17 protein-coding genes are annotated in these 18,311 nt (G+C 44.5%); 10 read left to right on the forward strand and 7 right to left on the reverse strand.

All coding sequences use genetic code 11. The features are described from left to right. Window position 1 precedes the first annotated feature (1 nt). The 4 genes from AC1DLI_RS31450 to AC1DLI_RS31465 all read left to right on the forward strand — a co-directional run bounded on the left by AC1DLI_RS31450 (window position 2) and on the right by AC1DLI_RS31465 (window position 5,562). On the forward strand, window positions 2–1,747 hold the full coding sequence (locus tag AC1DLI_RS31450) for a sensor histidine kinase (protein WP_477609189.1): 1,746 nt from the start codon (window positions 2–4) through the stop codon (window positions 1,745–1,747). 123 nt (window positions 1,748–1,870) lie between these two features. Then, on the forward strand, window positions 1,871–3,553 hold the full coding sequence (locus AC1DLI_RS31455; RefSeq protein WP_477609191.1) for an ABC transporter substrate-binding protein: 1,683 nt from the start codon (window positions 1,871–1,873) through the stop codon (window positions 3,551–3,553). A 130-nt stretch (window positions 3,554–3,683) separates the two neighbouring features. Beyond that, complete coding sequence (locus tag AC1DLI_RS31460; protein ID WP_054026898.1) at window positions 3,684–4,622, forward strand: ABC transporter permease; 939 nt, start codon at window positions 3,684–3,686, stop codon at window positions 4,620–4,622. Between the two features lie 52 nt (window positions 4,623–4,674). Beyond that, window positions 4,675–5,562 carry a carbohydrate ABC transporter permease gene (locus tag AC1DLI_RS31465; RefSeq protein ID WP_477609223.1) on the forward strand — a complete coding sequence of 296 codons (888 nt, stop codon included), beginning with the start codon at window positions 4,675–4,677 and terminating at the stop codon, window positions 5,560–5,562. Between the two features lie 246 nt (window positions 5,563–5,808). On the opposite strand, the gene AC1DLI_RS31470 is transcribed toward AC1DLI_RS31465, so the two are convergent. The 5 genes from AC1DLI_RS31470 to AC1DLI_RS31490 all read right to left on the reverse strand — a co-directional run bounded on the left by AC1DLI_RS31470 (window position 5,809) and on the right by AC1DLI_RS31490 (window position 8,407). Then, entirely contained in the window at window positions 5,809–6,423 is a 615-nt protein-coding gene (locus AC1DLI_RS31470) for a response regulator (protein ID WP_477609193.1), read from the reverse strand. Between the two features lie 456 nt (window positions 6,424–6,879). Further along, a complete protein-coding gene (locus AC1DLI_RS31475; RefSeq protein ID WP_477609225.1) occupies window positions 6,880–7,059 on the reverse strand; it encodes an aspartyl-phosphate phosphatase Spo0E family protein in 180 nt (59 codons plus the stop codon). 268 nt (window positions 7,060–7,327) lie between these two features. Then, the gene (locus AC1DLI_RS31480; RefSeq protein WP_477609194.1) at window positions 7,328–7,519 is read right to left on the reverse strand and encodes a hypothetical protein; all 192 of its coding nucleotides are present in this window, start codon (window positions 7,517–7,519) and stop codon (window positions 7,328–7,330) included. Further along, window positions 7,497–8,255, reverse strand: a complete 759-nt coding sequence (locus AC1DLI_RS31485; protein ID WP_477609195.1) for a TIM-barrel domain-containing protein — start codon at window positions 8,253–8,255, stop codon at window positions 7,497–7,499. The genes AC1DLI_RS31480 and AC1DLI_RS31485 overlap by 23 nt, the downstream gene beginning before the upstream one ends. Further along, window positions 8,237–8,407, reverse strand: a complete 171-nt coding sequence (locus AC1DLI_RS31490) for a hypothetical protein (protein ID WP_477609197.1) — start codon at window positions 8,405–8,407, stop codon at window positions 8,237–8,239. Before AC1DLI_RS31490 ends, AC1DLI_RS31485 begins: the two co-directional genes overlap by 19 nt. A 413-nt stretch (window positions 8,408–8,820) precedes the next feature. Here AC1DLI_RS31490 and AC1DLI_RS31495 point away from each other — a divergent pair, with 413 nt between their 5' ends. Genes AC1DLI_RS31495 through AC1DLI_RS31510 form a run of 4 tightly spaced genes read left to right on the forward strand, consistent with a single transcriptional unit; the run spans window position 8,821 to window position 12,810 of the window. Next, window positions 8,821–10,254, forward strand: coding sequence for a spore germination protein (locus AC1DLI_RS31495; protein ID WP_477609199.1), 1,434 nt, complete (start codon window positions 8,821–8,823; stop codon window positions 10,252–10,254). A gap of 51 nt (window positions 10,255–10,305) precedes the next feature. Then, window positions 10,306–11,478: a Ger(x)C family spore germination protein gene (locus AC1DLI_RS31500; protein WP_477609227.1), complete on the forward strand. Its 1,173-nt coding sequence runs from the start codon at window positions 10,306–10,308 to the stop codon at window positions 11,476–11,478. Window position 11,479: 1 nt separating this feature from the next. Then, window positions 11,480–11,725: a hypothetical protein gene (locus tag AC1DLI_RS31505; protein WP_477609201.1), complete on the forward strand. Its 246-nt coding sequence runs from the start codon at window positions 11,480–11,482 to the stop codon at window positions 11,723–11,725. Beyond that, window positions 11,722–12,810, forward strand: a complete 1,089-nt coding sequence (locus tag AC1DLI_RS31510; RefSeq protein WP_477609203.1) for a GerAB/ArcD/ProY family transporter — start codon at window positions 11,722–11,724, stop codon at window positions 12,808–12,810. The genes AC1DLI_RS31505 and AC1DLI_RS31510 overlap by 4 nt, the downstream gene beginning before the upstream one ends. A gap of 382 nt (window positions 12,811–13,192) precedes the next feature. Here AC1DLI_RS31510 and AC1DLI_RS31515 read toward each other — a convergent pair whose 3' ends face one another. Then, complete coding sequence (locus AC1DLI_RS31515; RefSeq protein WP_477609205.1) at window positions 13,193–13,975, reverse strand: alpha/beta hydrolase; 783 nt, start codon at window positions 13,973–13,975, stop codon at window positions 13,193–13,195. 391 nt (window positions 13,976–14,366) lie between these two features. Between AC1DLI_RS31515 and AC1DLI_RS31520 the strand changes: the two genes are divergently transcribed. Both AC1DLI_RS31520 and AC1DLI_RS31525 read left to right on the forward strand, forming a co-directional pair. Further along, entirely contained in the window at window positions 14,367–15,590 is a 1,224-nt protein-coding gene (locus AC1DLI_RS31520) for an SGNH/GDSL hydrolase family protein (protein WP_477609207.1), read from the forward strand. 204 nt (window positions 15,591–15,794) lie between these two features. Next, complete coding sequence (locus AC1DLI_RS31525; protein ID WP_477609209.1) at window positions 15,795–16,961, forward strand: glycoside hydrolase family 27 protein; 1,167 nt, start codon at window positions 15,795–15,797, stop codon at window positions 16,959–16,961. Between the two features lie 157 nt (window positions 16,962–17,118). On the opposite strand, the gene AC1DLI_RS31530 is transcribed toward AC1DLI_RS31525, so the two are convergent. After that, entirely contained in the window at window positions 17,119–17,943 is an 825-nt protein-coding gene (locus tag AC1DLI_RS31530) for a helix-turn-helix domain-containing protein (protein ID WP_477609211.1), read from the reverse strand. Window positions 17,944–18,311: the final 368 nt, after the last annotated feature.

Consider the following 18,311-nt stretch of genomic DNA (forward strand, 5'->3'; position numbering starts at 1 on the left):
CGTGCTCAACTTTCATTTTCATCATTTGAAGCTCCGAAACAAGCTGGTCTTCATCTATATTGTATGCGTATTCGTACCGATCGTACTAACTAACGTGATGTTCTATCATGTGACAACCATTAACATAAAAAATCAGAAAACGGCAGATGCGGAACAAGCAATAAATCAATTGAAAGCAGAATTAGGGGCAGTCATTGAAGATGCAGCAGGTATTTCCTATCTGTATTCTATTAACAAGCAGCTCAACGATCATTTAAACATCGTTCATGCGTCTCATGATCGCTATGTGGAGTCACTGAATGCCATTTCGAATCTGTTCAACCGAGCCGACAAGGAGTACAAAACCATCAGCTCCGTTGTCATTATGAGTGACAATCCGACGATACTGGCCTCGAGCCATATCATCAGACTCGAGGACGAGATGCGGAACACGGATTGGTATCATCAAATCAAAAATTTTAATAATACGTATCCCTATTTGTACGTAACGTCCGACAGTATCAGCGTTATTCAAAAGCTATCCGATCGCCGGACCGAGACGTATGAGCATGTGATGAAAATAGACTTGAATATGGATTATATTACTCAAATTCTTGATTTATCCAGCTTTAAGGGGGACTTTTACTTTCTGGATCCGTCTAATCAAGCTCGTTACGGCAGACTGTCCAGCGGTCAACCAAGTGTTCAGATCACAACAGGGCAGCCACTAAGCCTCAAAGATATACCCAGACCCAATAAAGCAATCGTCATCAGCAAGCAATATCATAATAATCGCTATTTGGGAGACTGGACGGTATACGGGGTCTTGGATGAAGAGAAAATTTTGTATGATGTCAGACAATCAGGGCAATTTATCCTTTGGTTTGCAGCGATTAATTTTCTTGTGCCTACGATCGTAATCGTGCTTGTTTCCCGCTCGATCCATACACGCATTCAAAAAATCCTGAAACACATGAAGTCCATAAAAGGCAAAAACTTTGAACGTATTCCTTATCATCGGGAAAGGGACGAGGTAGGCGAGCTTGCAGTGGAGTTCAACCGAATGAGCGAGCGGATCGAAAACCTGATTAATGATGTGTATGAAACGGAGATACAGAAGAAAGAGCTGGAGCTGAGCCAAAGACAAGCCCAATTACATGCGCTACACAGTCAGATCAACCCTCACTTTTTATTTAATGCGCTGGAGACGATCCGAATGCGAAGCCAGATGAAGGGCGAGATACAAACGGCCAAGACAATTCAAAACATGGCAAAAATCTTTCGTAAATCGATTCTTTGGAAACGGAGCTTCGTTACGATTCGCGAGGAGCTTGAGTTGATGGAAAGCTTCCTGGAAATTCAGAAGTACCGTTTTGACAGTAAACTGGAGTATCATATCGAAGTGGATCAATCCCTTCTGGATATTGAAATTCCGAAGATGACCTTTTTGCCGTTTGTGGAAAATGCAAGCATTCATGGCATCGAGAATGTGCCGGGCATTGGGTATATTACGATTCAGATCGCGCAAGAACATGGTCAGATTGTCTTCCTCATTGCGGACAATGGGGTGGGCATGGATCAGGAGAAGATACGGGAGCTTCATCATTACCTCCATGAGGAGGCTATCATGGGCGATTCCATCGGAATGAAAAATGTCATTACTCGCCTGAAAATATGCTATGGTGAATCGTTCACCTTCACAATTGACAGTCATCCGGGAGGAGGATCACGGATCATGCTGCGTCTGCCACTGGACAAAAAAGATTGAACCTGCATAAGAAAACCTTAATTATTCAAAGACCGATCTAAGGTTTGCTATATAACAATAGTATGCGTTTTCTTCTATACTGAAAGTGCTTACAATACTTTGATAGAGAAAGGGGATACAACAATGCGCAAGAAAAAATGGCTGCAGTACAGCCTGGCCGTTCTAACGGCTACGACAATCCTCCTTGCTGGCTGCTCAAATAATAATTCAGCAGGAAGCAACACAGAAGCAGGCGGAACGAACGGAGAGGTCAGTACAGACCCGGTAAGATACGATTACTTCGCCTTCGGTACGAATAAAGACGTGATTGCCAGCAACACAACCATCGGCAAGATTCTCCAGAAGCAGACAGGTGTCGATTGGAAGATGGAGTATGTTGTAGGGGATGCTAGCACAAAGTCCGGTGTCATGATTGCCGGCGGCGATTATCCCGATGTCATCTCTCCGGTAGGCGAGCTTTCTAAGCTCTTGGATGCAGGCGCGTTCATCCCGCTCAACGATCTAATTGAGAAGTACGGTCCTAACATCAAGCGTGTCTACGGCGACTATATGGACAAGATGAAGGATGAGGAYGGCAACATCTATATTCTTCCTTTCACTGCCAATGTAAACGGCTATTTGATGGAGCCGGACGCGTCCAGTACTTTTTGGATGCAGCGCCGCGTGCTGAAAGAATTCGGGTATCCGGAAGTGAAAACGCTTGATCAATATTTTGATCTTATCGAGCAGTATCAAGCCAAATACCCTTCTGTTGACGGAAAAGGCACGATTGGCTTCCTTACGTTCGCCGGCACCCCTGGTGAGTTTTTCACCATAACCAATCAGCCGATGCATCTTGCCGGATATCCGAACGACGGCAACGTCATGGTTGACATGGAGACCCATGAAGCCAAGCTTTATATGGGCACCGAATATGAGAAACGCTGGCTTGCCTCATTAAACGAGATGAACCGGAAAAGCTTGCTTGATCCGGAGACCTTTACCGCTAACAAAGATCAGTACCTGGCTAAGCTTACGTCCGGCCGCGTGCTGGGATATGCCAACTATTCCTGGCAGATTGGAGATGCGACCAACAATCTGAAAGCGGCTGGCAATGACGACCTTCGTTATGTGGCGCTTCCCATTGTCTTTGATGAAAGCATCACAGATGCCTATATTGATCCACCTTCCTTCGTCAACAACCGCGGGCTCGGAATTACCGTGAGCGCTGAGGATCCGGTACGCATCATTAAATATTGGGATAACATGTTGACAGATGAAAATCAGAAGCTCCTTCAATGGGGTGAGAAAGATGTCACCTACTCGGTAAATGAAGAAGGCCGTTTCGTCATGAGCAAGGAGCAATTAGCCAACCGCAACGACAATGAATTTAAACGTACTTACGGCTGGGCGTATTTCGATTATGAGTGGCCGCGTTACGGCAACAACTCGGTGTACGAGGACGGCAACGCTCATGTGCCCACCAGTCAGCCGGAAGTAGCGGCGGTCAATTACACAGAGGGTGATCTAGCCTTGCTAAAAGCCTACGGTCTGAAGACCTTCTCCGGCTTCTATTCCAAACCAGTTGAGCGCCCATGGTACCCTGCCTGGAGCATCGAGAAAGTACAAGGCTCTCCTGAACAGATCTTCAATCAGAAAGCAGGAGATCTCCAGCAGAAATACTATCCAAAAATGGTGTTTGCTTCTGAAGCAGCCTTTGAATCCACTTGGAATGAGTATATTGCAGAGTTCAACAAGCTGGGTGCTGCCGGTTTCGAGAAATTCATGACCACTAAGGTGAAGGAGCGTATCGCAGGAAATTGGTAGGCGGCAGCTTCTGAATCATAATAATGAACCGGGAAAGGTGAAGTCACTTCACTTTTCCCTTCTACACTTGTTAGAGAGATACAGTTTTAGCCGGAAGGGAGACGGATCGGTGGAGAAACATGCAGTACAGATGGCAAGATCGACTTCTGAAGATTCGCGCCTGAGAACCTTATTCAAAACATTGTCTAAACAGAAAATGCTGATGCTGATGTCGTTGCCTTTTCTCATCTGGGTCATCATATTTAAGTATCTTCCGCTCTGGGGATGGACGATTGCTTTTCAAAAATTCAGATTGGCAAGGGATCTATTCGACCAGACCTGGATCGGATTGGATAACTTCAGGTCTTTGTTCAAAGAACAACAGTTTTATCTAGTCCTGCGCAATACGCTCGTTATGAGCTCTATCAATCTGGTGCTGGGGTTTGTAACGGCCATCGTGCTGGCACTACTGCTGAATGAACTGCGTAAGGTCTACTTTAAGCGGGCGGTGCAGACGATCAGCTACTTGCCGCATTTTATTTCATGGGTAGTAGCTGCAAATATCGTGCAAACAGCGCTGGCGCCCGAAGGTATAGTCAATGTGTTGCTGCTCCGAATGCAGCTCATCGATCATCCTATTCTGTGGTTGGGGATAGGCGAATATTTCTGGGGTATCCTCGGAGTAACGGAAGTGTGGAAGAATGTCGGCTGGAACACCATCATTTACTTGGCCGCCATTACGACGATTGACCCTACTCAGTATGAAGCAGCAGAGATGGATGGCGCTTCACGCCTTCAACGGATGTGGCATGTTACGCTTCCAGGCATGAAGCCAGTCATAATCATTTTGCTGATTATGAATCTGGGTCATATTCTGGAGTCCGGGTTCGAAGCGCAATACTTGCTCGGCAACGGTATTAATGTTGAATTCTCGGAAAATCTGGATATATTCGTCTTGAAATACGGCATGCAAATGAATAACTTTGGCTTGGCGACCGCAGCCGGAATGTTTAAAACCGTGGTCAGCTTCATCTTCCTCATCGCCGCCAACAACCTCGCCAAACGGATGGGCGAAAGTAGATTGTACTAAATGAAAGGAGGCTAAGGCTGTGGAACAAGCCAAATCAGCACGAAATTCTTCAATGGGCGATAAAATTTTCGATGTGTGTAACATCATTTTTATGATTATCCTAATCATTTTGACCCTGTACCCCTTCTTGAATATGTTTGCCTTGTCGTTTAACGATGCGAATGATTCGATTCGAGGCAGCATTTATATTTGGCCACGCGAATGGACTCTGAGAAATTTTGAATATGTGTTTAACGAGTCTAATGTGTTTTATGCGACCTTTATCTCCGCGGCACGGACAATCATCGGGACGATCATCTCCGTGTTTTGTACGGCGATGCTGGCTTATACGATCAGCCGTCCTGAATATGCATTGAAAAAGTTTGTAGCTATTACCTTCATTTTTACGATGTATTTCAGCGGTGGCTTGATTCCGAGCTACCTGCTGACCAAAGAGCTTGGAATGTTGAACAGCTTCTGGGTATACATTATCCCGGGCATTATCGGCGTGTTCAATATGATTGTTATTCGTTCCTTCATTGAAGGTTTGCCGGAGGGCATCATGGAATCGGCTAAAATCGATGGCGCCGGAGACTTTACCACATTTGTGCGTATTGTGCTTCCGCTTACTGTTCCTGCTCTTGCTACGGTGTCTTTGTTCGTAGCGGTATCCCAGTGGAACTCCTGGTTTGACGTATTCTTATACAACTCTTCACGGCCTAATCTAAGTACCTTGCAGTACGAACTGATGAAGGTGTTGTCCACATCAAGCGCTACGACAAGTTCAGGCGGCTCGGCGGCTGATGCCTTTGCTAATGCGCAGGGAAATGTAACGGCGGTTACGCCAACATCGGTTCGCGCAACGATGACGATCGTAGCCAGTGTGCCGATTATTATGGTCTATCCGTTTCTACAGAAGTATTTTGTCAAAGGGATGGTCGTTGGCGGGGTAAAAGGCTAAAGCAAAACGGCTATTCAAAGAGGCTCAATCTTTCGAGATTGGGCCTTTTTATATAGCTAGCGAGCACTAGTATCGCACGACGCCTTTTTTCAGGATCACATAGCAAAACCATGTTTTTAAAGGCTGGCTTTTCCTGTATATGCATAAATAGATAATTCCCCTTGCAAGTAATGCCACAAATATGGTCTACCGGCTCGAGCGGCCTGCGTTCTTTAGATGGCTTCGCCGTTCTTCTTCATGAAAGCTCTATAGTGCTGACGTGCACGTCTGAAAATTGGGCTGCTTGAAAATGTCAGAAGTCAAAATTCTCGTTTCCCCTCGGTACAGAAACTCATTCTTTAATAAATTTACAGCCTCGTAGTAAGATTTCCCGATATCGACGGTCGATTCGACAGCTTCTCCCACGACCGCAATAAATTGTACATTTTCAAATGCAAGCGTTTTCAAAAATTCACAATACAAGCCTGTAGCATCGAAATTATTTAACCTCGTTTCACGTAAAACTACTCCTACTGTTGAGTCATGAATGAATACAACACCCTGTTCACGATCTTCAATATGTCTCATTAGTTTCAGCATCGCAGTCTTGGCGTATGAGAAATCTGCATAACCGCTTACGATGATAAATTGACAATCCGAATCAAGCTTGCGAATTTCTTCAATCAACTGAAAGCCATTTATATCAGGCAAACAAATATTAATGACCATAAGATCAGGCCGTAAATCCGTATACAACAATAAAGCCTCTCTTCCATTGCTTGCTTCACCAATTACTTCAAAGCTGTGACTTTTCCAATCGACCATCACTAGCAATTCCTGACGTATTAGCTTTTCATCATCAACGAGAATGACCTTACTCATGGGACCTCACCTTGAATTAGTAATATTTGCTAGGGTTGGGATAAAATCCGGGAATAACCGGGGGATTTGCGCCTAAACCATCAATGAAAGTAGCGCCATCGAATATGTAAACGCTTACTTTTTTTAAAGCCGAATTTATTGTCTTGTAGTCGGCCTTCATACTAACCCTCATTTTCGCTATGCTGACAATTCTACTCACACTCCCGATTTCTTGAATTTCTCTTCCAATACGGATTATATACGATGTTATAACACTAAACCTTGAATTTCAGGACAAGAAGTAGCATGATATAGACTTCCATCTACTCATCGACTTGGGGGGATACGAATGAGCATTAAAACAATATCCTTGATTTTCAATCCATGGATAAGCACAAAACCACCCCCTGCACTAGAGTACAGGGGGCGCACGGAAATGCCCGCTTGCTAAAGCAAATTGAAGCCAATGACTGAAACTCACTCTTTCGATAACTCTGATGCGCTACGACATCCCAGCTTTACTTGAATCGTTTCATTTATCAGAAGATCCAGCTCTTGACTCTTACTTATTTCATCGGGATTAAGGAGATTATATTGATGTAATAAAGCTAATTGATATAATGCATCACGCAAGATTTCAATATCATTCTTACTCAGTCCCCCCTCCTCCTTTCCGAAGAGATGAGAGAGTGATAGTCCTCATCCTTGTACCACATCCGGAAGCCGCCGTTCGGCAACGGCAGCACAAGCATCAACAGGCTTGAAGGGCCGATCATGCATCCGTCAAGCGACGTCCAGCATGTGGCGCCAAGACATTCGGGGTTGCCCGCAGCGTTCAATACAGCTTAATCGATCTCGCTAGAAGCAAGAGCTCTGGTACAAATGTGGAAGCAGTCCTTAAGGACGACCGATCCGAGATAGAGTATTATATTTTTCCGATGAGATATTTCTGTTTTCCGTCCCGTAAAAATACCGGAATCGTGCTTAGAGGTGCTTCAACATGAATGGTTTGTCCGCCTGCGAAGATACTTCCTGTACGTGCATCAGTCCATTTTGAACCTTCAGGCAAATATACCTCTCTTGATTCAGCGCCTTCATAAAGGATTGGGGCAACCAACAGATCCGGACCATACAGGTATTCGTTCGTCTTTTATATCCCAGACCTTATCGTCATTCTGGAATTCATAGAAGAGCGGCCTCATAACCGGCGCACCTTTCTCATGGGCTTCCTTCATCAACTCACGGGTATAATCCCTTAAGGCTTCCCGCAATTCCATATATTTAACTAATATATCGTAGGCCTCGTCCCCAAAGCTCCATACCTCGTTGTTTCCGCCTGTATTAAATGCTTTGCTGCCGTCTTTTCTGAATACTTCCTTGCCACCCCTGCGATCGCCATGCAATCTCATAACAGGGCAGAAAGCCCCCCATTGGAACCATCTGATTAGCAGTTCACGGAATTTGGGATCGTCCGGGTTACCTCCTGCAAACCCTCCGATATCCGTCGTCCACCAAGGGATCCCCGCCATCCCCATATGAAGGCCTGCAACGATTTGTTTTCTGAAATCCTCAAAAGAAGAGTGAATATCTCCCGACCACACTAATGCGCCGTATCGTTGGCTGCCTGCCCAAGCGCAGCGAACCGTGTTTACGATTTTGTCCTGTCCTTCCGCCTGCATTCCGTCAAAAAAGGTTTTGGAATAGCGCTGCGGATATATATTTCCGATTTGAACATTAGGTCCCATAGCGTAGCGATAATTATCAAAATCATACACATCGTATTCAGGTTCTGCTTCATCCAGCCAGAAGATGTTGATTCCATAATCATAATAATTCACTTGCAATTTGCCCATACATACTCCCTGGCTTTAGGGTTTGTAGCATCAAAATAAATACTGGAAGGGAACCAATCCATCATGGCAACTTGGACTCCCCTTTCAGCTTTAATCAAATAACCCTTTTGGCGCATTTCTTCAAAATTATTAGCATAAAGAGCTGTTTTCATGGCTGTCTGCTTCTTTTCTAAATAAAATAGTTTCAGATTAACACAGCCCCCTTTGCTAAAAGGGGGTTTAATGCATTAACATAGTTCCCGCTCACCACATGTCCGAACTGTACTTAGCAAGAGATAATAATATTATTGTTCAAATTCATTTCTTAAAATGGACTCATATCTATCTAAATCAATTTCCCTGATTTTCCGACCTTTTTTCGACCATCTGAAAGGTAACTTTACTATATTGACTTTAGACAGTTAAAGGATTGCGATTAAGCGTTGTGGTTGGCGTCACCTTGAAATATTCAAAACAATTATATTCGTATAGTTGAATATTCCTGAATTATTTAAGCCAATAATATCAATGAGAACGAATACGTTGGAAATTACATTATCTTCATGTACTTTTGGGGGACATAGCAATGGAGTTGAAATCAGAACATATTAGTACATCTATTGCCCCGAATCTAGAAAAGTTGTTACAACAATTTGCAGATAATGATTTTATAATTGTCCGTAACTTTAGTAAATCTGACGATTCACTGTTAGCTTCTATTGTTTACTTAAATATCCTTGTGGATGAAAAAACATTAAACCAACAAATCATTCGTAAAATGACTGAAGATATTTTCGTTCAGCAGGGACAAGCAGATGAGGTAATTATTGAGTCGTTTCATTCTCTAGGCGAGGTTAAATCGATACAGGAACTGGATGGAATTGTGAGCCTGATAGCAAATGCGGGTATTGTTATATTTGTTGAAGGCCGCTCCGAAGCGTATGGCATGATGTTGCCCGGATACAACACACGTCAGATAGATGAGCCGAAGATTGAAATTAATGTTCGGGGGCCGCGCGAGGGATTAACTGAAGATTTGCAAACTAATCTTGGCATGGTTTATAGGAGACTGAAAACACCTGAATTAAAATCAAAATCGTATATAATCGGGAGCCAAAGTCAAACAAAAGCTATCATTTTATATCTTGAAAATCAAGTGGATCCAGAAGTTCTAAAGGAATTTCAAAGTAGAATCGAATCCATCGACTTGAATGTTGTGGTGGATAGCGCTCAAATAGAGGAATGGGTTCAGGATAGCACCTATTCACCTTTTCCCCAGATCCTATATACGGAAAGGCCTGATCGAATCGTTAGTGCGTTAAATAGAGGGAAAATTGCAATGATAGTTGACGGAACGCCGAATGCCTTGATTGCCCCTACCTCGTTTTTCGAAATGCTRCACCCAAGCGATGATCTATATGAAAGATTTTATTTTGCTAATTTTTTGCGTTTCTTACGCTTGATCACACTATTTATTTCATTGTTTGGACCTTCGTTATATATCGCTTTGACTACGTTCCATCTGGAAATGATCCCAACGCCGTTAATAATGGCTTTTCTTTCCGCAAAAGCGGGGATCCCCTTTCCTACTTTTGTAGAAGCAATTATCATGGAGGTTGCTTTCGAGATCTTGCGGGAAGCTAGCCTGAGACTGCCTCGAGCAGTGGGTCAATCCGTCAGCATCGTGGGCGCATTAATTATCGGGGAAGCCGCTGTACAATCGGGAATCGTGTCCCGTCCGATGGTAATAGTGGTGGCGATGACGGGTATTGCATCTTTTACCATTCCTTCTTTCAGCACCGCTATCGCTTTTCGTTTGCTGCGATTTCCAATTATTTTTCTTTCGGCTTTTGCTGGTGTATTTGGGATCTCCATAGGCTTGTTCGTTATCATTTTACATTTGTGCTCCTTACAATCCAACGGGGCCTTGTTTTTGGAGCCGGTTGAATCTGAACGTTTGATTCAGACTCTGAAAAAATATGTGCTATTCCCGGTCCGATATAGAAACAATTCGAAGTAAGGCATAATGAATGGAGATATGCACCAAAACTAGGGACGTTATTGATTGGAAGTGAACCAGAAAAGAATGAAGAATGTTAAATGGTTCCTCATTGTGTGTATGCTTGTGTCTTTTATGACAGGTTGTTCGCCGGATGTTATTGAAATTAGCGATATCACATTGGTAATGGCAGTAGGTATCGATTATGACATGGAAAAGAATAAGTATGTACTTACTGCGTATTGTGTTTTACCTTCATCCGCAAGTACGGAAAAATCAGGAAAGCTCTCTGCATGGGTTGCAAGTGCAACAGGTACCTCGATTTATGATGCTGCAAAAAATTTGCGGAATCAGGCTAGCAAAAAAATGATATGGCAACACAACAAATTCATTATTGTCGGAGAGAGTGCAGCGCGTCATTCTTTTTACGATATCGTGGATTTTTTAACTAGGAATCGTCAAGTACGTATTACCAGTAATCTGATGGTAAGTGACGGAAAAGCGGCAGATAAACTGAAAGTGAAATCCGAAACGGGAGATTTACTCTCGAATGAATTGTTGGGAAAAACACGGAATGAAATGGATTGGGGTAAAAGTATCAACCAGACGGTAAAAAATATTGCGAATTGGAACTCCAATCCATATAGAGGCTTTGTTGCGGGAAGGCTGAAAAAGTCGAAGCTGTCCAATAATTCCCATGAAGTGCTTGTTTCGGGTGGCGGTTCCGTGTTTGATAAGGGAAGGTTTATTGACTGGTTGGAGGGGGAAGAGGTACTTGTCGTTCATTTATTGTCGCAGAAACGTCAATGGAAAGACCTTGAATTTATCGAAACTGTGGACTTCAAGTCTACGAAAGTGACATTACTTTTTCAGGTTGCCAAGCAAGCCATATCCAGCAGTTTATCTGACGGAAGTCCAAAATTGGATATTTATTTGAATTTTAAAGCAAATTTGAGTGAAACGAATCATCGGCTAACGATCAACAAACAGCACAATCTTGTGGAACTTGAGCAAGCGGCTTCCACGCACATGGAAAACATCATACGCAACAGCTTGAATCGTTTCCAAAAGGAATTAAAAGTGGATCTTACTGGTTTCTCTGATTACTTCATCCAGTTTCATCCCATTGAGTGGAAAAAAATGAAAAATGAATGGATGGACATATACCCTACGATTCCAATCAACGTCCATGTCGATGTAAAAATTGATACTTTGGGAATGATCCAAAGTATAGGGGGGAAATAACATGCTTGTTTATGCAGTAGGATTCATTTCCATTTGTTATGGAATCAAAGAGTTTACCCGCTTATGGAGAAAAAGTGCTAAATTCAATGCCTTGGTGATGCTGTTATTATGTGTAGTGACGGCAGGCTATTGTCTCCCAGTCATCAGCAATGCTTTGCCTACAGTCGAATCTTTGTATAGCTTCGTTTTTTATCCAGTTTCTCATTATTTTTTAAACCTTTTGCATATTCATTTGGAGAATTTATGACAGTATATCAAGATAGAATAAACCACGCCCAACTCGCATGCCTCTGTTTCAGTTTTTTGTCGGGCTTCTCGACATTGTATTTGCTCGAAGCGAAAGTGGTAAAACATGATGTATGGATATCAAACCTTTTGGCCACTTTCGTTGCTATTGGGGTTCTGCGGCTTTTATGCTATGTACAATGGCAGTATCCAAATTCATCTATGATGGAAATATGCGAAAAGTTGTGTGGAAAATGGGTTGCGAAGCTAGTGCTCGTCATTTATCTTATTTATTTTCTTGAATTAGGGGGATTGGCGTATCGAGGGTTAGCTTCCTTCTTTACAACAGCGATCCTTCCTAATACATCTTCGCATGTATTAATTTTTTGCATGGTACTGGCAATTTCTTATGCCGTTTATCTCGAACTAGGTGCGATAGCTCGCGCTAACCAATTGATCCTTCCCTTATTTGTATTGGCCATTTGTGTAATTAGTATTTTTATTTTACGGGAAGTGGAGACGAATCCCTTCCTTCCGCAATTTCAAAGCGGATTATCGGAAATAGTCTATGGAGGGATCCTTTCTTTCGCATTTCCTTTCGGAAAGATCGTTGTCTTGGGTTTTCTTTTATCACGGGTGAAAAACACAAAAAAAATATTCACAAGTTCCATCATAGGATTATCGTTGTCCAGCATTTATTTGATTGCATCAAGTTATTTGACGTTCGGATCGCTGGGAATGACTTTGACGAAATCGGCAACGTTTCCCTTTTTTTCAGTAATTCAATTGGTTAAATTCGGCGAATACATGGAAAGAATCGAAATCGTAATCATCGCAATTTGGACCATTACCACTTTGTTTGAACTTGTTGTGATTCAATATGTGTTTGTAAAGGTCATGGGACATATTTTCCGGTTTAAGGAGTCGAAACCGCTTGTTTTGCCCGTAGGTTTGTTATTTTTTGCTATTACGCAGAATAGTTATACGCGTTTGTCGGATGTAACGTTCTATAACTATGAAATTTTACCGTTTTCTAGTCTGGTTCCGACAGCATTCATACCTGTCCTACTAGCCATTATGGCTATGATAAGGAAACGACATGTTTGAATTGCGGATTGAAGGTTCAAGCTGCTAAGTAGAGCGACTAGATGTACCTGCTCGAGCGACCCCCGCAAATTCCCGAACCGAAGGATCCCGAAGCGTTGGACAACTTGCTACCTTGGTCGCTTACCGTTGACTTGTCGTGTGTATTTAAATCCTGATTACAGCTCTCTGAGCCCTCATCTTCATGACAAGGTGGGGGCTATTTGACGCTTACGAATAAACATTCCTAATATTGGATCGCTCACTTTTCTCCATTTCACCCAGAATTCGGGTGTTGCTTATGCATTTTGATTATTTTTACGATATTGTTTTGGTGTTACATAATACCTATCCATAAAGATCTTATAGAAATTTGTATTAACTAAAAACAACATTCAATTGAACATTAGGCTAAAGCCCATTCCAAAGCACCGCCGATCTTATCATTCCAGAACTCCCAAGTATGGGCTCCAGCCGTTTCCTCGTATATGTGTTCAATCTTCTCGCTAATCAGGAACTGATGGAACCTCTGATTGACATCGAGCAGAAAGTCTTCGGTCCCGCAAGCCATGTAAATTCGCGGAATACTTAAATCATCTTTCTTCAAACGGAGAACCAGCTCCTCAGGATCTTTATCGCTTCCCAACACCTGTTCGAGGTCTCCGAAAACGCTCTTATAATAGCCGTACCCTGCGATTCCGTTATGATGACCGGGCTGCATCCGCGCGATATTGTAAGGGATCAGCGCCGAAGACAACGCAATGATCTGGCCGAACGTCTCCGCGTATTTCAGGCCGTTCCGAAGAGCCCCGTAGCCCCCCATCGATAAACCGCCGATGAAGGTATCTTCTCGTTCCAGCGATACCGGGAATGTCCGCCGTGTAAACTCCACCAGCTCCCGGCCAATAAATTGGCCGAGCAGCGTTTCACCTTCTTCGTCGTCCAGATAAAACCGGTTTTCCCCAGCTGGCATAAATACTGCAATGCGGTACCGGTCCGACAGCTCTCGTATACGCGAGAAGCTGATCCAGTCCGTGTGGCTGCCGCAATAGCCATGAAGCAGGTACAAGGACTTCAGCGGTTTGCCGCCCTCGCCTTCCGTTTCCGGTCTATCGAGCGGTAGCAGCGCGTTGAACGTGACTTCCCTCTTCATGCATGATGAAAAAAAACTTATTTGCATCATGGCCATATATGCATCGCTCCATCATTTATTTATTTATTGTTATCCAAAACCGAGAGAAGAGCTTCCTGCCGATTAACCGGCAGAAAGCTTCCACAATGTCGTGAGATCATAGTCTGGCTTCTGCTTTGCCATCAATTAATAATTAAACAATCTTAACCAATTGGCATTGCTGATTCAGATCGCCGCTTGCCTCCACTTCATGGTTCCAAGTATACTGCGCAAGAAGAATCCCGGCGTTTTCTCCTTCAAAGTATAGCTGTCGGTTATTGCCAGGGGCAACCTGCCGATCACTCAAAGTTTGCGGTTTCGCGTGCCAAAAACCATTCTTTAACAGGTTTTACGCCAGAACGCTTCGTAATATGATAAGTTGATTAACTATTATGGAAGGAGCTTTTTAATGACAGACCGATTGCCCCCGCAGGAAAGAGAGACTCCCATGGCAGTGCATTCTTGGGCCTATCGCGAGATGATCGCCAAATCGTTACTTAGAACAGGCAACAACAAACGATTAAAAGCCGCTATCGATAAGGCGAAGAGAGGCGAAAAAGTGACGCTCGCCTTTATCGGCGGGTCCATTACTCACGGCGCGGGAGCCGATCCGCTCCATACGGCCTGTTACGCCTACCTGACATATGCCAACTTTAAGAAGACCTTTGGCCAAACCGGAGGCGAGGCCATCCGTTTGATCAAAGCAGGCGTAGGCGGCACGCCTTCCGAATTGGGCATGATTCGTTACGATCGGGATATCCTGCGAGACGGAGCCGTTCAACCGGACATCGTCGTCGTGGAGTTTGCCGTTAACGACGCCGACGACGAGACGGAGGGCGTCTGCTACGAAAGCCTCGTCCTGAAAGCGTTGTCCGCCGAAAACTCTCCAGCCGTTATCCTGCTATTCAGCGTGTTCGAAAGCGATTGGAATTTGCAGGATCGGCTGTCCCCTATCGGTCGGCAATACGGGCTTCCCATGGTGAGCATCAAGGATGCGGTGACGGAGCAATTCCGCAAAATCCAAGCCGAGGGGCGCGTTATTTCCAAGCAGGATTTCTTCAGTGATATTTATCATCCTACGAACACGGGACACGCGATTATGGCTGACTGCCTGAGCTGGCTGTTCACGGAGACCGATCGTTCCGTAATGGTTTCCGAGGATACGGTCATTGATTTACCTTCTGTAATCGGTAACGATTTCTCAGGCGTTCGCTTGCTGGACCGCCGCAATGGACCAGACATGGTCAAGATTGATGAAGGCGGCTTTCGCGCAACCGATTCTGATCTGCAATTCGCGGAGATGGACGACCATTCTTTCGGCACGCCGCAGTTCCCTAATAACTGGATGCATACAGCCGAATCCGACAGCGAGAGCTTCATCATGACTCTTCGCTGCAAGAGTCTTCTTCTCGTTTACAAAAATACCGGTAGGGACGACTTCGGAGATGCCGACATATGGTTCGACGGTCAGCATGTGAAGATGGCCATGTCTCATACTGTGAAGTGGACGCGCTGCCACGCCGTCATCTTACACCGTTCGGAGCTATCTGAGGAGCATAGGGTCGAGATTCGAATGGCCGCCGGACAAGAAAGCAAGCGGTTTACGATTCTGGGCTTCGGTTTCGTGAATTAGAAGAAAGATAGCTTAAAGATAGGGAGTTGCTCGCCTCGAGCTACCCCCTTTTCGTTTATAAAATTCTCAAGCAACATCATTCCATATACAAGCAACGTCAAGCTATAGGCTGGAAAGAGTAGACATGATTTAATACGAAAAGAACACAACATGAACCTAATCCCTTGGTACAGTGACAGGGGTATGAAAGGATGGAAAATGAGAGTGAATCCTAACAAAACGTTTGGTCTAACACCCTCCATGGGGTGGAATTCATGGAACACCTTCACCTGGGATATTAACGAGCAGCTGGTTCGGGATGTCGCGGATCTTTTTATCTCGGAAGGCTACAAAGATGCAGGCTACGAATATATCGTGATCGACGACTGCTGGAGCTTGAAGGAGAGAGACGAGAACGGAAAATTGAAAGCCGATCCTATCAAATTCCCCAGCGGCATGCGGGCGCTTGCCGACTATATTCATGCGAAGGGCTTGAAGTTCGGCATGTATTCGTGCGTAGGCACCCATACTTGCGCCGGTTATCCGGGCAGCTTCGAGCACGAATTCCAGGACGCCCGGTTATTCGCCGAATGGGGAGTAGATTTTTTAAAATACGACTTTTGCTTTAAGCCCCGCCATATCTCAGGCGAGCTGATGTATAAACGCATGAGCCTCGCGCTCAAAAACTGCGGCAGGGACATCCTGTTCTCCGCATGCAATTGGGGGGAAGACAATGTGTATCAATGGATACGCGAATCAGGCGCCCATATGTACCGGTCCACTGGAGATATCCAGGATCACTGGGACTCCATTAAAAACTTGACATTATCCCAGCTAGATAAGGAATGCTATACCGGCTCCTTCTGCCATAACGATATGGATATGCTCGTAGTCGGCATGTACGGCGGAAGCAACAATGATTTTATTGGCAGCAAGATTGGCGGTTGTAGCGACAACGAATATAAAACCCATTTCTCGTTATGGAGCATCATGGGGTCTCCGCTTATGATCGGCTGCGATATCCGGAACACGAATCAGGCCACAAAGGACATTTTGCTGAACCATGATCTCATTGCAATCAATCAGGACATTGAAGGCCGCGGTGCATACCGAATCAAACCGGAACCGCAATGGTTCCATTCGGACGATGTTTTTATGCTGGTAAAAGTACTGACGAATGGGGATCTGGCTATAGGCTTCTTCAACCTAAGCGACAGTCAGAGAGAGCTTTCGCTGCAGTTCTGGGACATTGGGCTTCCTTATGCTTCGGGAATATCGTTGTCCCTGTATGACTGCTGGGAGCACAAGGAGCTCGGCGTGTATAAGGAACGATTCTCTCCCGTCGTGCCCGCTCATGACTGTCTGGTCGTACGGGCTAAGTTGGTCAACTAAATGGGGAGCAGAACGTGCAGAGAATGCCGTGTTCCGCTCCTGACGGATGACGTGGCTATCTATCTGAAGCTTGTCTCCCGAATGACGCAAGACTTTTTATGCATCAATTGCCTTGGCGAAAAACTGGGCTGTGGACGCGAACCCATCGATAAATTGATTAGGTATTATAGAGCTTCCGGAAAGTGTATGCTGTTTCGTTAGCCGGATAAGCGCCATGCAGCGTCAAATATTCCGTTGGAGTAAGTGACGTTGCTTTTTTGAATACCTTGGAGAAATACAATTGGTCCCCATAACCAACTGAGAAAGCAATCGATTTGATAGACAATTCGGACGTTTTCATCAACTCGCAGGCGCGCCGGACACGGAATGCGATCAAATAGCTAGAGATAGGCATTCCCGTTGCATTCTTGAACAAGCGGAATAAGTAGCTGCGCTCCAGTCTCACGGCGTTAACAATATCCGAGACGGTCAATGTGGTTTTCCAATAGTTCGTTTCGATATATGCTTTCGCCAGCTCTACATAATCCGTAGTTCGGATCGAATACTCCGCAGGAAAATATTCCATATAGTAAGATAGCAGCAGACGCAGCCTGGCTTCGGCACGTATTTTTTCAAAGGGTGCACCCCCTGCGATCTCTACGATTGGAAAATGCGGCAACAGATTGACTGGGGACACAGGAACAACCGGCTTATCTGGAACGAAGCCCGTCTTGTCCAATAAGTGCCGGGCTTCGTCCCCAGTAAATTCGATCCATACATATACCCACGGGTCCTGTGGGTCGGGGTAATAGTAGACTTCCGTATGCGGATAGAGGATAAAGCTTTCACCCGCTTTTAATGGGAAAACGCCATGCCGTGTTTCCAGAACGCCTTTTCCGCCAGCTATGTAATGCAATGCATAAATATCCCGTACGCCCGGTCCCCATTTGTGCAGATTGAGAGGCTTATAGCCGCTGCAGGTACAGATTATTGGATGGCTCATGTATGCAAAACCTTTCATTTTGTCCGTTGGAGCAAAAATTGTTTAATTTCCTCCGAAAGCTTTTTCATTTCGATACACATCCCACAACGAAATATTTCCAAAACCATATAGTTGATCGTATTGTCAAATTTTTTGACGTTGTGGACACGAAGCAACGTAAAATCCCCTTTATTTCAATAAAACAAAAAAGAGATGCCGTCAGTCCCATGACCTTCCAGGTAGAGTGTCATCTCTTTTAGATGAATTATACTCTCCGCACCGAATAACCACTATTTGTAATACAGTTCACTATTGTTATCCTCGCTCCTTTACCCAAGATACATAGTTAAGAACCAAAACAGACCCAGGTTTCGAAGGTTCTATGTGTC

Source organism: Paenibacillus sp. 01T443, assembly GCF_056398325.1.

Coding starts and splice junctions, on each gene's coding strand:
- AC1DLI_RS31460 (WP_054026898.1), top strand. CDS start 3,684: ATGGCAAGATCGACTTCTGAAGATTCGCGCCTGAGAACCTTATTCAAA.
- AC1DLI_RS31465 (WP_477609223.1), top strand. CDS start 4,675: ATGGGCGATAAAATTTTCGATGTGTGTAACATCATTTTTATGATTATC.
- AC1DLI_RS31470 (WP_477609193.1), bottom strand. CDS start 6,423: ATGAGTAAGGTCATTCTCGTTGATGATGAAAAGCTAATACGTCAGGAA.
- AC1DLI_RS31485 (WP_477609195.1), bottom strand. CDS start 8,255: ATGGGCAAATTGCAAGTGAATTATTATGATTATGGAATCAACATCTTC.
- AC1DLI_RS31490 (WP_477609197.1), bottom strand. CDS start 8,407: ATGAAAACAGCTCTTTATGCTAATAATTTTGAAGAAATGCGCCAAAAG.
- AC1DLI_RS31505 (WP_477609201.1), top strand. CDS start 11,480: ATGCTTGTTTATGCAGTAGGATTCATTTCCATTTGTTATGGAATCAAA.
- AC1DLI_RS31510 (WP_477609203.1), top strand. CDS start 11,722: ATGACAGTATATCAAGATAGAATAAACCACGCCCAACTCGCATGCCTC.
- AC1DLI_RS31515 (WP_477609205.1), bottom strand. CDS start 13,975: ATGGCCATGATGCAAATAAGTTTTTTTTCATCATGCATGAAGAGGGAA.
- AC1DLI_RS31520 (WP_477609207.1), top strand. CDS start 14,367: ATGACAGACCGATTGCCCCCGCAGGAAAGAGAGACTCCCATGGCAGTG.
- AC1DLI_RS31530 (WP_477609211.1), bottom strand. CDS start 17,943: ATGAGCCATCCAATAATCTGTACCTGCAGCGGCTATAAGCCTCTCAAT.